Source organism: Micromonospora sp. ATLC20, assembly GCF_057196585.1.
Genome location: NZ_JBXUOV010000023.1, coordinates 1 through 14,249, shown reverse-complemented (window position 1 = coordinate 14,249; position 14,249 = coordinate 1). Strand labels below are relative to the sequence as shown.

10 protein-coding genes are annotated in these 14,249 nt (G+C 72.5%); 7 read left to right on the top strand and 3 right to left on the bottom strand.

The genetic code is table 11. The features are described from left to right. The first annotated feature begins 8 nt into the window (after nucleotides 1-8). From AC2CHG_RS07955 to topA, 4 genes are all read left to right on the top strand, one after another. Nucleotides 9-2,357 carry a sodium-translocating pyrophosphatase gene (locus AC2CHG_RS07955; RefSeq protein ID WP_366618409.1) on the top strand — a complete coding sequence of 783 codons (2,349 nt, stop codon included), beginning with the start codon at nucleotides 9-11 and terminating at the stop codon, nucleotides 2,355-2,357. Between the two features lie 101 nt (nucleotides 2,358-2,458). Then, nucleotides 2,459-3,001: a hypothetical protein gene (locus AC2CHG_RS07950; protein ID WP_262015348.1), complete on the top strand. Its 543-nt coding sequence runs from the start codon at nucleotides 2,459-2,461 to the stop codon at nucleotides 2,999-3,001. Continuing rightward, nucleotides 2,992-3,600 (top strand): hypothetical protein, encoded by a 609-nt coding sequence (locus tag AC2CHG_RS07945; protein WP_484524452.1) that lies wholly within the window; start codon nucleotides 2,992-2,994, stop codon nucleotides 3,598-3,600. Before AC2CHG_RS07950 ends, AC2CHG_RS07945 begins: the two co-directional genes overlap by 10 nt. Nucleotides 3,601-3,869: 269 nt before the next feature. After that, the gene (gene topA / locus AC2CHG_RS07940; RefSeq protein WP_484524451.1) at nucleotides 3,870-6,692 is read left to right on the top strand and encodes a type I DNA topoisomerase; all 2,823 of its coding nucleotides are present in this window, start codon (nucleotides 3,870-3,872) and stop codon (nucleotides 6,690-6,692) included. Between the two features lie 46 nt (nucleotides 6,693-6,738). Here topA and AC2CHG_RS07935 read toward each other — a convergent pair whose 3' ends face one another. Both AC2CHG_RS07935 and AC2CHG_RS07930 read right to left on the bottom strand, forming a co-directional pair. Then, nucleotides 6,739-7,659: a DUF559 domain-containing protein gene (locus AC2CHG_RS07935; protein WP_484524450.1), complete on the bottom strand. Its 921-nt coding sequence runs from the start codon at nucleotides 7,657-7,659 to the stop codon at nucleotides 6,739-6,741. Nucleotides 7,660-7,771: 112 nt separating this feature from the next. Continuing rightward, on the bottom strand, nucleotides 7,772-9,088 hold the full coding sequence (locus AC2CHG_RS07930; protein ID WP_484524449.1) for a D-arabinono-1,4-lactone oxidase: 1,317 nt from the start codon (nucleotides 9,086-9,088) through the stop codon (nucleotides 7,772-7,774). Nucleotides 9,089-9,307: 219 nt separating this feature from the next. On the opposite strand from AC2CHG_RS07930, the gene AC2CHG_RS07925 reads away from it, so the two are divergent. Beyond that, nucleotides 9,308-9,883, top strand: coding sequence for a TetR/AcrR family transcriptional regulator (locus AC2CHG_RS07925; RefSeq protein ID WP_030274442.1), 576 nt, complete (start codon nucleotides 9,308-9,310; stop codon nucleotides 9,881-9,883). Nucleotides 9,884-9,960: 77 nt separating this feature from the next. Here AC2CHG_RS07925 and AC2CHG_RS07920 read toward each other — a convergent pair whose 3' ends face one another. Next, a complete protein-coding gene (locus AC2CHG_RS07920) occupies nucleotides 9,961-11,169 on the bottom strand; it encodes an amino acid deaminase/aldolase (RefSeq protein WP_355511973.1) in 1,209 nt (402 codons plus the stop codon). Between the two features lie 217 nt (nucleotides 11,170-11,386). On the opposite strand from AC2CHG_RS07920, the gene tmk reads away from it, so the two are divergent. Together tmk and AC2CHG_RS07910 are read left to right on the top strand one after the other, a co-directional pair. Further along, nucleotides 11,387-13,543: a dTMP kinase gene (gene tmk, locus AC2CHG_RS07915; protein WP_357207355.1), complete on the top strand. Its 2,157-nt coding sequence runs from the start codon at nucleotides 11,387-11,389 to the stop codon at nucleotides 13,541-13,543. Beyond that, the coding region (locus AC2CHG_RS07910; protein ID WP_484524448.1) for a DNA polymerase III subunit delta' at nucleotides 13,540-14,249 on the top strand (710 nt) is incomplete at its 3' end. The genes tmk and AC2CHG_RS07910, both read left to right, overlap by 4 nt.

Here is a 14,249-nt window from a genome sequence, read left to right as displayed (position 1 = left end):
GGACATAGATGTCCGGGACCTTGGCCGCCGACGGCGGCGCACTGTCCCTTACCGGAGCCAACGTGACGTACGTCGTCATCGCCGCGGTCATCGCGCTGGTGGCGCTCGTCTTCGCGGCCGCCCTCACCAGGGCGGTCCTGGCGGCCGGTAAGGGAACCACAAACATGCAGGAGATCTCCGGCGCGGTGCAGGAGGGCGCGTCGGCGTACCTGCTGCGGCAGTTCCGCACGCTGGCGATCTTCGTGGTGATCGCCGTCGTGCTGCTGTTCCTGCTGCCGGTGCACGACACCGACGGCAACGAAACGCTGGTGAAGCTCGGCCGCTCGGCGTTCTTCGTGGTGGGTGCGCTGTTCAGCGCGTTCATCGGCGGCGCCGGCATGTGGCTGGCCACCCGCGCGAACCTGCGGGTGGCGGCGGCCGCGCGGGAGCGGGAAGGCGGGCGCGAGGGCGCCATGAAGATCGCCTTCCGCACCGGCGGCGTGGTCGGCTTCCTCACCGTCGGCCTCGGCCTGTTCGGTGCGGCGCTGGTCGTGCTGATCTTCCGGGGTGACGCACCGACCGTGCTGGAGGGCTTCGGCTTCGGCGCCGCGCTGCTCGCCATGTTCATGCGGGTCGGCGGCGGCATCTTCACCAAGGCCGCCGACGTCGGCGCCGACCTGGTCGGCAAGGTCGAGCAGGGCATCCCGGAGGACGACCCGCGCAACGCCGCCACCATCGCCGACAACGTGGGCGACAACGTCGGCGACTGCGCCGGCATGGCCGCCGACCTGTTCGAGTCGTACGCGGTCACGCTCGTCGCGGCGCTGATCCTCGGCCGGGCCGCGTTCGGCGAGACCGGCCTGGTCTTCCCGCTGATCATCTCCACCATCGGCGTGCTCGTCGCGATCGTCGGCGTGTTCATCACCCGGCTGCGCACCAGCGACCGCAACGGCCTGACCGCCATCAACCGGGCCTTCTACCTGTCCGCGCTGCTCGCCGCGGTGCTCGTCGCGATCGCCGCGTTCGCGTACCTGCCGGCCACGTTCGCCGAGCTGGAGGGCGGGCTGACCGACGTCGACCGCAACCCGCGGCTGGTGGCCATCGGCGCGGTGGTGATCGGTATCGTGCTGGCCGCCGCGATCCAGGCGCTGACCGGCTATTTCACCGAGACCAACCGGCGCCCGGTGCAGGACATCGGCAAGAGCTCGCAGACCGGCGCGGCCACCGTCATCCTCGCCGGCATCAGCGTCGGCCTGGAGTCGGCCGTCTACTCGGCGCTGCTGATCGGCGCCGGCGTCTTCGGCGCGTTCCTGCTCGGCGGCAGCTCGATCACGCTGTCGCTGTTCGCCGTCGCGCTGGCCGGTACCGGCCTGCTCACCACCGTCGGCGTCATCGTCGCGATGGACACGTTCGGCCCGATCTCCGACAACGCGCAGGGCGTGGCCGAGATGTCCGGCGACATCGACGAGCACGGCGCGCGGACGCTCACCGAGCTGGACGCCGTCGGCAACACCACCAAGGCGATCACCAAGGGCATCGCGATCGCCACCGCGGTGCTGGCCGCGACCGCGCTGTTCGGCTCGTACACCGACACGCTGCGCTCCGCCTACGAGGACGCGGGAGTGAACGACGTGGGCAGCGAGATCCTCAACTCGCTGAACGTGTCGAACCCGCGCAACCTGGTCGGCCTGATCATCGGCGCCGCAGTGGTCTTCCTCTTCTCCGGCCTGGCCATCAACGCGGTCTCCCGCTCGGCCGGTGCCGTGGTGATGGAGGTACGCCGGCAGTTCCGCGAGATGCCGGGCATCATGGACCGCACCCAGCGGCCCGAGTACGGCAAGGTCGTGGACATCTGCACCCGGGACGCGCAGCGCGAGCTGATGACCCCCGGCCTGCTGGCCATCCTGGCCCCGATCGCTGTCGGCTTCGGCCTCGGCCCCGGCGCGCTGGCGGCGTATCTGGCCGGGGCGATCGGCGCGGGCACGCTGATGGCGGTGTTCCTGGCCAACTCCGGTGGCGCCTGGGACAACGCCAAGAAGCTGGTGGAGGACGGCGCGTACGGCGGCAAGGGCTCCGACGCGCACGCCGCCACCGTCATCGGCGACACCGTCGGCGACCCGTTCAAGGACACCGCCGGCCCGGCGATCAACCCGCTGCTCAAGGTGATGAACCTGGTCTCGCTGCTGATCGCCCCGGCCGTGGTGGCCTGGAGCGTGGGCGACGACAAGAACCCGGCGCTGCGCATCACGATCGCCGTGGTCGCCGCGCTGATCATCGCGGCGGCGGTGGTGTTCAGCAAGCGCAAGGGCGTGGCGATGACCGACGAGGACAGCGACGCCGGCACCCCGGACCAGCGTCCGGAGACGGTGAACGCCTGATCGCACGCGACGGTTCCCGGCCGGCCCCGGCCGGCCGGGAACCCGGTGCCCGGCAAACCTGACCGGTGGCGGTTCCGCCCGGAGGTCGTACGCTGCTTCGCATGCGTACGCGCCGGGCGGCAACCGCCGGAAAGCTCACGGTGGTCCTGGCCACGCTGGTCCTCGTGGTCACCGGGTGCGGTGGCGGTCCCAGCCCTCGGGTCTGGGCCGCGTCGGTGTGCCAGGCGCTCACCCCGTGGCGCGCGGAGATCTCGAAGCTGACCAGTAGCACCCAGCAGCAGATGACCGCGCAGACGACTCCGCCGCAGGCCAAGGAGAACCTGGTCCGGCTCTTCGCCGGCGCCGAGCAGGCCAGCGAGACGGCCCGGCGCAAGGTCGAGGAGGCGGGCGTGCCCGAGGCCGAACGCGGCGCCGAGGTGTCCGCCGGGTTCCTCGGGTCGCTGAGCAAGATGCGCGACGCGTACGGCCGGGCCCGGGGCGCCATCGACCGGCTCGACACCGCCCAGGCCGGGCCGTTCTACGACGGCGTGCGCGCCGCCGTGGACACGCTCAACAAGGAGTACGACGCGAGCGCGCTGGACACCAGCAAGCTCAACTCGACCGAGCTGAAAGAGGCCTTCGACGAGGTCCCGGAGTGTCGCTGACCCCTCCCACCCCGAACCCCGCCCGCCAGCCCTCACTGTTCTCCACCGAGGCGGCCGATCCGGCCCTGGCGGATCTCGCCGGCCTGCTCGCCGGGCCGGGTGAGGTGGGGCGGATGGGCGGCACGGCCCGGATCTCCGTGGTGGTCGACGCCGCCTGGCGGGTGCACGTGCTGGTGGCCGAACTGGGTGCCCGGGGCGTGCCGGCGAGCTGGGAGCCGACCGAGGACGGGCGGCACCGGGTGCGCACCGCGTACACGAGCATGCTGGCGCCGCTCGCGCGGGCCTGGCTGCGCGGCGGTGTGAAGCGGCCGCCGGCCCGCTTCTACCTGGACGGACGGCGGCTGCGGCTCTGGGCGGCCGCGGCCGGCACGGCCGAGCCGGCCGGGTTCCGGCTGCGGCTCGGACCGGCCGACGAGCCGTCCTGGCCGGTGGTCCGCGCCGCGCTGGCGGCGGTCGGCCTGCCGGCCGCGTTCGTGGAGCCGGACGAGGGCGGACCCGCGTTCCGGATCGGCGGGCGGCGCATGTCGCGGCTCGCCGAACTGGTGGGGGAACGGCCGGCCACGGCGCCGGCGGCGGAGTGGCCGGGCTCGCCCGGCTGACCGCCGGGTGTCCGAAGCCGGACACCCGGCGACGGCTCCGCCGGGTGTACGCGATCGTCACAGTGACCCGCCTGTCGCCCTACCCACGGTGTACCGTGACGCCGTCCGGCAGGGTGCGGCCGGCGGTCGCCGGGAGGGCGGCCCGTTTGCCGCCCACGAAACCCGGAACGCGGACGGCGCGTTACGTTGGACATCCGGACCGCCTCTGGTCCGGGTGGCGCAACAGGGCCCGAAGCGGGCATGGCGTAGGAGTGAGGTCGGGGAGAGACGTGCCGAGCAACGCTGGAACCACCCGTCTGGTCATCGTCGAGTCACCGGCGAAGGCCAAGACGATCTCGGGCTACCTCGGCCCGGGGTACGTCGTGGAGGCCAGCTTCGGCCACGTCCGGGACCTGCCCCGCAACGCCGCCGACGTCCCGGCGAAGTACAAGGGTGAGCCGTGGGCGCGCCTCGGCGTCGACGTCGACAACGGCTTCCACGCCCTCTACGTGGTGTCGCCCGACCGTAAGCAGCAGATCAGTAAGCTGGTGAAGCTGGCCAAGGAGGTCGACGAGATCTTCCTGGCGACGGATGAGGACCGCGAGGGCGAGGCCATCGCCTGGCACCTGGTGGAGACGCTCAAGCCCAAGGTGCCGGTCAAGCGGATGGTCTTCCACGAGATCACCAAGCCGGCCATCCAGGCCGCCGTGGCGAACCCCCGGGAGATCGACCGCGACCTGGTCGACGCCCAGGAGGCGCGGCGCATCCTCGACCGCCTCTACGGCTACGAGGTCTCGCCGGTGCTGTGGAAGAAGGTCATGCCGAAGCTGTCGGCGGGCCGGGTGCAGTCCGTGGCGACGCGGATCGTGGTCGAGCGGGAGCGCCAGCGGATGGCGTTCCGCACCGCCGAGTACTGGGACATCCTGGCCACGCTCGCCGTGGCGAAGCCGGGCGAGGGCCCGCGCACGTTCAACGCCACGCTCGTCGCGCTCAACGGTGACCGGATCGCCACCGGCAAGGACTTCGAGCCGACCACTGGTCGTGTTCGCGCCGGTGCGGGTGTCGTCCACCTGGACGAGGGCGGGGCCCGGGGGCTCGCCGCCCGCCTGGCCGACCGGCCGTTCACCGTCACCCGGGTCGAGGAGAAGCCCTACCGCCGCCGCCCGTACGCGCCGTTCATCACCTCCACGCTCCAGCAGGAGGCGGCCCGCAAGATGCGGTTCTCGTCGCAGCAGACGATGCGCACCGCGCAGCGCCTGTACGAGAACGGCTACATCACCTACATGCGTACCGACTCGGTGAACCTGTCCGAGACGGCCATCGCGGCGGCCCGCCGGCAGATCGTCGAGCTGTACGGCGAGCGCAGCGTGCCGCCGGAGCCGCGCCGCTACACCGGCAAGGTGAAGAACGCGCAGGAGGCACACGAGGCGATCCGCCCCGCGGGCGACAACTTCCGCACCCCGGGCGAGGTGGCCAAGGAGCTGTCCGCCGAGGAGTTCAAGCTCTACGAGCTGATCTGGCGGCGCACCATCGCCTCGCAGATGACCGACGCGGTCGGCTCCAGCGTGTCGGTGCGCATCCGCGCCGTCTCCTCCGCCCAGGAGGAGGCCGACTTCGGCGCGACCGGCAAGACCATCACCGACCCGGGCTTCCTGCGCGCGTACGTCGAGTCCAGCGACGACGAGAACGCCGAGGCCGAGGACGCCGAGCGGCGGCTGCCCACGCTGGTCAAGGACCAGCCGCTGACCGCAGACGAGCTGGCCGCGCAGGGCCACCACACCCAGCCGCCCGCCCGCTACACCGAGGCGTCGCTGGTCAAGGCCCTGGAGGAGCTGGGCATCGGCCGGCCCTCCACGTACGCGTCGATCATGCAGACGATCCAGGACCGCGGGTACGTGGTGAAGCGCGGCCAGGCCATGATCCCGTCGTTCCTGGCGTTCGCGGTGATCGGGCTGATGGAGCGGCACTACCCGCGCCTGATCGACTACGACTTCACCGCCAGCATGGAGAACGAGCTGGACGAGATCGCCGGTGGTGACCACGCCGCCGTCGACTTCCTCACCTCCTTCTACTTCGGCAGCACCAACGGCACCGGCGACCAGGCCATCGCGCACGCCGGTGGCCTGAAGAAGCTGGTCACCGAGAACCTCAGCGAGATCGACGCGCGCAGCGTCAACTCCATCCCGCTGTTCACCGACGACGAGGGCCGCGAGGTCGTCGTCCGGGTCGGCCGGTACGGGCCGTACCTCCAGCGGGCGCTGCCCGGCTCGGCCTCGGCCTCGGCCTCGGCCTCGCGTGAGGGTGAGGGTGAGGGCGAGGAGGGCGGCTCGCAGGGTGACCGGGCGCCGATCCCGGAGGGCCTGGCGCCGGACGAGCTGACCCCGGAGAAGGTGCACGAGCTGTTCCTCGGCGGCGGCGGTGAGCGCAAGCTCGGCGACGACCCGTCGACCGGCGAGCCGATCGTGCTCAAGTCCGGCCGGTTCGGCCCGTACGTCGCGAGCGGTGAGCGCAAGTCGTCGCTGCTGCGCTCGCAGACGCCGGACAGCCTCACCCTGGAGCAGGCGTTGCAGCTGCTGCGCCTGCCCCGGCTGATCGGCGTGGCCCCGGACGGCGCCGAGGTGGTCGCCAACAACGGCCGCTACGGCCCGTACGTCAAGCGCGGTGACGAGTTCCGCTCGCTGGACTCGGAAGACAAGATGTTCACCGTCACGCTGGACGAGGCGCTGGCCTTGCTCGCCGCCCCGAAGACGCGTCAGCGCCGGGCGGCCGCGCCGCCGCTGCGGGAGATGGGCAACGACCCGCTCACCGAGAAGCCGCTGGTGATCAAGGACGGGCGCTTCGGACCGTACGTGACGGACGGCGAGTTCAACGCGTCGCTGCGGCGCGGGCAGACGCCGGAGGAACTGACGCTGGAGCAGGCGTCGGAGATGCTGGCCGAGAAGCGCGCGAAGGGCCCGGCGCCGAAGAAGAAGGCCGCTCCGGCGAAGAAGACCACCGCGGCCAAGAAGACGACGGCCAAGAAGACCACGGCCGCGAAGAAGACCACGGCGGCCAAGAAGACGACGGCCAAGAAGGCCGCCCCCAAGAAGGCGACCTCAACCCCGAACGAGTGATCTTGGTACGGAGGCGCCCTTCCAGGGGCGGGTCCGTACCAAGATCTCAGCCCGGCCAGCCCGCGGATCGCAGGGCGGCACGCAACTGGGTCACGACTCGGGTGGGGTCGTTGCGGACGGCCCAGGCGGGGAAGCGGAGCACCCGGTCACCGGTGGCCCACACGTCGTTCTGCCGCTGCATGTCCGCCCAGGCGGTCCTCGGGTCGAGGTGCTGCCCGCCGTCGATCTCGACGTGCACACGCCACCGCTCGAACCAGACATCCAGGTAGCGCCGCCGCCCGGTGGCGTCCCGCCGCACGACCTGGAGGGACGGTTCGGGCAGCCCGGCCCGCCGGACGAGATCGAGGAAGTCGAGTTCGGCGAGGGAGTGGGCGCCGCCCGCCGCGTCGGTGGCAGTCGTCAGGATCAGGCGGCGGCGACGAGCCCGGGGAAGCCGTTCCAACACCCGGTGCAGGTCGTCGCCCCACACCAGGCGTTGCTGGAAGCCCGCCGCGACGACGGCACGTGCCTCCTCGTCGGTCGCCGCCCATTGCGCCGCGTCGACGAGCGAGCGGGCCGGCATGGTCCGGCGGGGCCGGCCGACCGCGAGCACGTCCTCCGACGGCAGCACTGTGGTGCGGTGGATCCGTACGCCAGGTGGCAGCGCCCGGGTCTGGTGCCGTGCCGGCAGCAGCAGATGCACCAGCCGGCTCTCGTAGCGCCTGAGTCCCCAGCACTGGGCCGCGGTGAGCCCGCCCAACGTCGCGGCCGGTCCAGCCGCCAGCACCGCGATCCAGCGTCGCTCATCCGGGCCGACGGGACCGTCGTGCGTGACGTAGACCCTGGGGTGCACCTGCCGCCAGCGCCCGCTGGCGATGCGGTGCCGGACCGCCTTCTCGGACAGGAACCGCCGAGCCTGCGCCGCACCCAGCACGCGCGCCTGATGGAAGAGCAACCAGCTCAGTTCGCCCGCGTCGTCCCCTGGCATCTCCACACCGGCAACCCCACCCGAACAGCGCCCGTCGTCGCTGTCCCTGTGGACAACCGCCGAGATCTTGGTACGGAAACGCCCCTCAAAGGGCGTCCTCGTACCAAGGTCTTCAGGCGCCCAGGACCTGGGTCACGTAGGGGTTCTGGAAGAGGTTATGGGGGTCCAGGCGGGTGCGGACGGACTGGAAGTCGGCGAATCTCGGGTAGGCCGCCGCCAGTGAGTCGGCGGTGCGCCAGTGCAGCTTGCCCCAGTGCGGGCGGCCGCCCAACTCCGCCGCCACCTCCTCGAACGCGCGGAAATAAGGCTCGTACGGCATGCCCACGTACTGGTGCACGGCGATGTACGCCGAGTCCCGCCCGTACGAGTGGGACAGCCAGATGTCGTCGGCGGCGGTGAACCGCACCTCGACCGGGAACAGCACCTTGAACGGCAACCGGTCCACGATCCGGCGCAGCTCGGCCAGCGCGGTCGGCAGCGCCTCGCGCGGCAGCCCGTACTCCATCTCTACGAAGCGGACCCGGCGCGGCGTGCAGAACACCCGGTCGGAGCGGCCGGTGTAGGTGCGTTCGGTGAGCGCGCGGGCGGAGACGGCGCTGATCGTGGGTGCGAGGGCGGGTACGGCGCGGCCGAGGCGGCAGGCGCCGGCGAAGACGGTGTTGGAGAGGAACTCGTCGTCCAGCCAGCCGCGCCAGCCGGGCAGTGGCTGATCGTCGGCGGGTACCCGGTCGTTGGTCTTGACCTGCACCCGGTCGGTGTACGGGAACCAGTAGAACTCGGCGTGGTCGTGCGCGTCGTAGAGGCCGGGCAGGTCGTCGAGCACCTCGGCGAGCGGGGCCGGGCGTTCGTGCGCGCGCAGCACGAAGGCGTCCACGCAGCGCAGCGTGACCTCGACCAGCACGCCGACCGCGCCGAGCCCGACCCGGGCGGCGTCGAACACGTCGCGGTTCTCCTCGGCCGAGCAGCGCAGCACCTCGCCGGTGCCGGTGACGAGCGTCAGCCCGGCCACGAAGGTGGACAGGCAGCCCAGTTTCGCGCCGGTGCCGTGGGTGCCGGTGGAGAGCGCACCGGCGATGGTCTGGGCGTCGATGTCGCCGAGGTTCGGCATCGCGAGGCCGTGCCCGGCGAGCAGTTCGTTGAGCGTGTGCAACGTCATCCCGGCCGGTACGGTGACCAGGCGGCGCGCCACATCGACTTCGACGTCCGTCTCCAGCGCGGCGAGGTCGATCCGGTGCCCGTCGGCGACGGCGGTGGCGGTGAAGGAGTGGCCGCTGCCGGTGGCCCGGATGGTCCGGCCCGCCGCCGCGGCCTGGCGCACCGCCTCGGCCACGTCGGAGACGCTATGCGGGCGCACGGTGAGGAGCGCGGTGCTGTGCTGGTTGCCGGCCCAGTTGGACCAGGTGGCGGTGGTACCGGTCATCGCGGCCACTCCTCGACATGAATATGAACTGAATTCATATCAGGAACGTTGTGCCTGGTAAATACCGCAATCGAGCCCGGCTCGTTGTACCGGTAGTCACAGACTCGTGACGTGCAGATATGTTCATCCGTCGAAGGGGGGTGGCGCCGAGTGTCCACACCAGCCGCCACGACCGGGCCGCTGCGTCGGGTACCGGTGCAGGGTCGAAGTGTCGCGCGGGTCCAGCGGATGCTGGACGCCTGCGCCGAGCTCGTCGACGAGGTGGGGTACGAAGGGCTGACCACTACCCTGCTCGCCGAGCGTGCCGAGGTGGCGATCGGGTCGGTCTACCAGTTCTTCCCGGACAAACGGGCGATCGTGCAGGCGCTGACGCTGCGCACCATGGAGTCCTACCTCCAGCGGCTCGACGAGCGGTTCTCCTCGGACGACCTGACCCACTGGTGGGACGGCGTCGACGCGGCGATCGACGAGTACATCTCGATGCACCGCACCGTCCCCGGCTTCCGTACCCTGCACTTCGGCGACGTGGTCGACCTGCACCTGCTGGACGACCAGCGGGACAACAACGGGGTCATCGCGGAGCAGCTCGCCCGCGTACTCACCGAGCGTTTCGGCCTGGCCGGTGTACCCGACCTGCGGTTCCACCTGGAGGTCGCGGTGGAGGCCGCCGATGCCCTGATCAAGCTGGCCTTCCGCCGCCGCACCGACGGCGACGAGCGGGTGCTGGTCGAGGCGAAGGCGCTCATCCGGGAGTACCTGCACCGGCAGGTGAACGCCCCCACGGAGGCCGTCCACCAGGGCTGAGCGGTACGCCGAGCGGCGGGTTCCCGGGTGCGCCGGGGCCCGCCGTCGTCACGTGGTGGGCGGAGCCGCGGGGCGGCTCAGAGGAAGGCGTGCCCCTCGCCCCGGTAGGTCGGCACGGTGGCGACCACCGCGTCCCCCTCGATCAGGTGCACCTCGTTGACGTGCTCGCACAGCTCGCCCGCCTTGGCGTGGCGGAACCACACCCGGTCGCCGACGCGCAGGTCGTCGGCGGCCTTCCCGGCCAGCGGGGTCTGCACCTCGCCGGCGCCCTCCGCGCCGAGCAGCTTCAGCCCGTGCGGCAGCCAGGGCCGCGGCAGCCGGCTGCTCGCCGCCTGGCCGGAGGCGATCCAGCCGCCGCCGAGCACCGTCGCCAGCCCGGGTGCCGGGCGACGGACCACCGAGCAGGCGAAGAACGCCGCCGGGGTCGGCCGCCAGGCACGGTACGCGTCGAACAGCGTCGGCCCGTACAGGCCGGAGCCCGCGGTGACCTCGGTGACCGCGGGGTCCGCGCTGGTGGCGGCCACGCTGCCGGTGCCGCCGCCGTTGACGAATTCCAGGTCGGCGTGCTCGCGTACCGCACCGACCGCAGCCGAGCGGCGCGCGAGCAGTTCCCGGTACGACCCGCGCTGCGCGACCCGGATCGCCGAGCCGAGCATCGCCTGTCCGGGCGGCGCGTCGCCGAGGCCGGCGATCTGTGCCTCGTACGACATCAGGCCGACCAGCCGGAAGCCCGGCCGGCCGGCGACGGCCGAGGCGAGCGCACCGGCCGCCGTGGCGCTGTGCACCGGGGAGCGGCGCACGCCGACGTGCACCCGGCCGCCCAGCGGGCGCCAGGAGGCGTCCAGGTCGAGGCAGATCCGCAGCGCGGGGCGGCGCGCGGGCGGGCAGACCGCGTCGATCAGGTCGAGCTGCCCGGTGTCGTCGACCATCAGCGTCACCGCGTCGGCGAGCGCCGGGTCGGCGGCCAGCTCGGCGAGGCCGCCCCGGTGGGCCGTCGGGTACGCCACGAGCACGTCGTCGCTGACCCCGGAGCGGACCAGCCACAGCGCCTCGGGCAGCGTGAAGGCCATCACGCCGTGCCAGCCGGGCCGCTTGAGCGCCCGGGTCAGCAGCTCGCGGACGCGTACCGACTTGCTCGCCACGCGCAGCGGCTTGCCGCCGGAGCGGCCGGCGAGCGCCTCGGCGTTGGTGTCGAACGCGGTGAGGTCGACCACGGCGTACGGCGGGTCGAGGTGAGCGGTCGCCCGGTCGAGACGCTCGCGAAGTTTGTCACGGTCGATGGCCACGTCTGCACGCTAACTGTCTGGACGGCAATGCGAAATACCCTCGCGTCTGTCCGGGCTGCGGGCGGTGGTCCCGGCGGCCTAGGCTCGGCGAGCAGGTGAATGTCGCGGGGGACGACCCTTCCTGCGCGACTAGAGTGTTCCACCGGGGATGCCCAGACCTGGGCCGGCACGTGGAGGTACGGCCATCGAAAGCCAGAACAACGGCGAGTCGCCCGGCGTGTCGTCGTCCGGGACAGCCGCCGACCACTCCGGCGTCGCCGCCATCCGCTCGGTGCTGCGCATCCGGCCGTTCCGCAGGCTGTGGATCGTGCTCAGCGCCGCCTCCTTCGGCGACTGGCTCGGCCTGCTCGCCACCGCGCTGTTCGCCGCCTCCCAGGTCTCCGGCAGCACCGCCCAGGGCGCCGCGTTCGGTGGCGTGACCGCGATCCGGCTGCTCCCGGCGCTGGTGCTCGGCCCGGTGGCCGGCGTGTTCGCCGACCGGTTCGACCGCCGGTGGACGATGGTCATCTGCGACCTGCTGCGCTTCGTGCTGTTCGCCTCGATCCCGCTGTACGCGCTCACCGGCGCCGCGGGCGGGCTGGTGGTCGGCTGGGCGCTGATCGCCACGTTCCTGATCGAGTCGATCACCCTGCTGTGGATCCCGGCCAAGGAGGCGGCGGTCCCCAACCTCATCCCGCGTACCCGGCTGGAGGCGGCCAACCAGCTCACGCTGATCACCACGTACGGCCTGACGCCGGTGGCCGCGGCCGTCGCGCTGGCCGTGCTGACCCGCGGCCTGCCCGGCGCGTTCGGCGGCGACCTGCCGAACTGGGCCGAGCCGGCCCAGCTCGCGCTCTGGTTCAACGCCCTCTCCCGCCTGGCCACCGCGCTCGTGGTGGCGATCGGGATCAAGGAGATCAGCCAAGCCCAGCGCGCCGAGGCGGAGCGCACCGAGCAGAGCATGTTCCGGCAGTTCTCCGAGGGATGGAAATACATCGGCCAGACCCCGCTGGTGCGTGGCCTGGTGCTGGGCATCTTCGGCGCGTTCGCCGGCGGCGGCATCGTGGTCGGCACGGGCAAGTTCTTCGCGAACTCGCTCGGCGCCGGCGATGCCGCGTTCTCGCTGCTCTTCGGCGCGATCTTCGTCGGCCTGGCGCTCGGCATCGGCCTCGGGCCGATGATCGTGCGGGACATGTCCCGCCGCCGCTGGTTCGGCATGAGCATCGTGCTCGCCAGCGCCTCCGTGCTGGTGCTCGCGTTCGCCATCCACCTGTCGATGGCCATCCTCGGCGCGATCCTGGTCGGCGCGGGCGCCGGCATGGCGTTCCTGGCCGGCACCACGCTGCTCGGTGGCGAGGTGGCCGACGAGGTGCGCGGCCGGGTCTTCGCGGTGGTGCAGATCGGCACCCGGCTGGTGCTGATCCTGGCCATCGCGCTCAGCAGCCTCCTGGTCGGCGTCGGCGGCTCCCGCCAGCTCACCATCGCCGACCTGGGCATCTCCATCTCCTCCACCCGCCTGCTGCTGCTCGCCGCCGGCGCAGCCGGCATCATCGCCGGAATCAGCGCGTTCGGCCAGATGGACGACAAGAAGGGCGTACCGGTCCTCGCCGACCTGTGGGGCTCGATCCGGGGCCGCCCGCTGATGCCGGCCGAACCGTTCGTCTCCAGCGGCCTGTTCGTGGTCTTCGAGGGCGGCGAGGGCGCCGGCAAGTCCACCCAGCTCGCCCAGCTCGCCGACCGGCTGCGCGCGCAGGGCCGCGACGTGGTGGTCACCCGCGAGCCGGGTGCCACGCCGGTCGGCGAACGGATCCGCTCCCTGGTGCTCGGCACCACTCCCGGCGAGGCGCCGTCGCCGCGCGCCGAGGCGCTGCTCTACGCCGCCGACCGGGCGCACCACGTGGCCACAGTCGTCCGCCCGGCGCTCGTACGCGGCGCTGTGGTGATCAGCGACCGGTACGTCGACTCGTCGCTCGCCTACCAGGGCGCCGGCCGGACGCTTCCGGTGGACGAGGTCTCCTGGCTCTCCTCCTGGGCCACCGGCGGCCTCAAGCCCGACCTGGTGGTGCTGCTCGACGTCGAGCCGCGTACCGGCCTGAGCCGGGTCGAGGACCGCGCCGAGGGCACCGACCGGCTGGAGGCCGAGTCGCTGACGTTCCACGAGCGGGTCCGGTACGCCTTCCTCGACCTCGCCGCCGGCGACCCGAAGCGCTACCTGGTGCTCGACGCGTCCCGCCCGATCGACGAGACCGCCGACGCGGTCGCCCGCCGGGTGGGCGAGCTGCTCGCCGATCCGGCCGGCATCGTGCACCCCCGTCCGGCGCAGGGCCCGGACACCTCGGTCCAGCCCGAGTTATCCGACGCGGAGCTGGTGACGATGGAGCAACCCCGACGATGACCGACGTCTTCGGCGATCTGGTCGGGCAGGACGAGGCGGTGGCCATGCTGCGGCGGGCCGCCGCCTCGGCCGCCGCCCTGCTGCGCGCGCCGGTGACGTCCCCCGCGGGCGGGTACGACGACCTCGACGCGCTCGCCGAGGAGCACGACGGCGACCCGGGTCCGGCGCCGGCCGATCCGGGCGCCGGCATGACCCACGCCTGGATCTTCACCGGGCCGCCCGGATCGGGCCGATCGGTGGCCGCCCGCGCGTTCGCCGCCGCCCTGGAGTGCGTGCACGGCACCGGGTGCGGCACCTGCCCCGGCTGCCACACCACGCTCACCGGCACCCACGCGGACGTCCGCCTCGTGGTGCCGGAGGGCCTGTCCATCGGCGTCAACGAGATGCGCGCGCTGGTGCTGCGGGCGGCCAGCGCGCCGTCCGGCGGCCGGTGGCAGATCGTGATCATCGAGGACGCCGACCGGCTCACCGAGGCCGCCGGCAACGCGCTGCTCAAGGCGATCGAGGAGCCGCCGCCGCGTACCGTCTTCCTGCTCTGCGCCCCGTCCACCCACCCGGACGACATCTCCGTGACCATCCGGTCGCGCTGCCGCGTCGTACCCCTGCGGCAGCCGCCCCCCGCAGCGGTGGCCGAGGTGCTGGTCCGCCGCGACGGGGTCGCGCCGGACGTGGCCGAGTGGGCCGCCGCGGCGGCGCAGGGGCACGT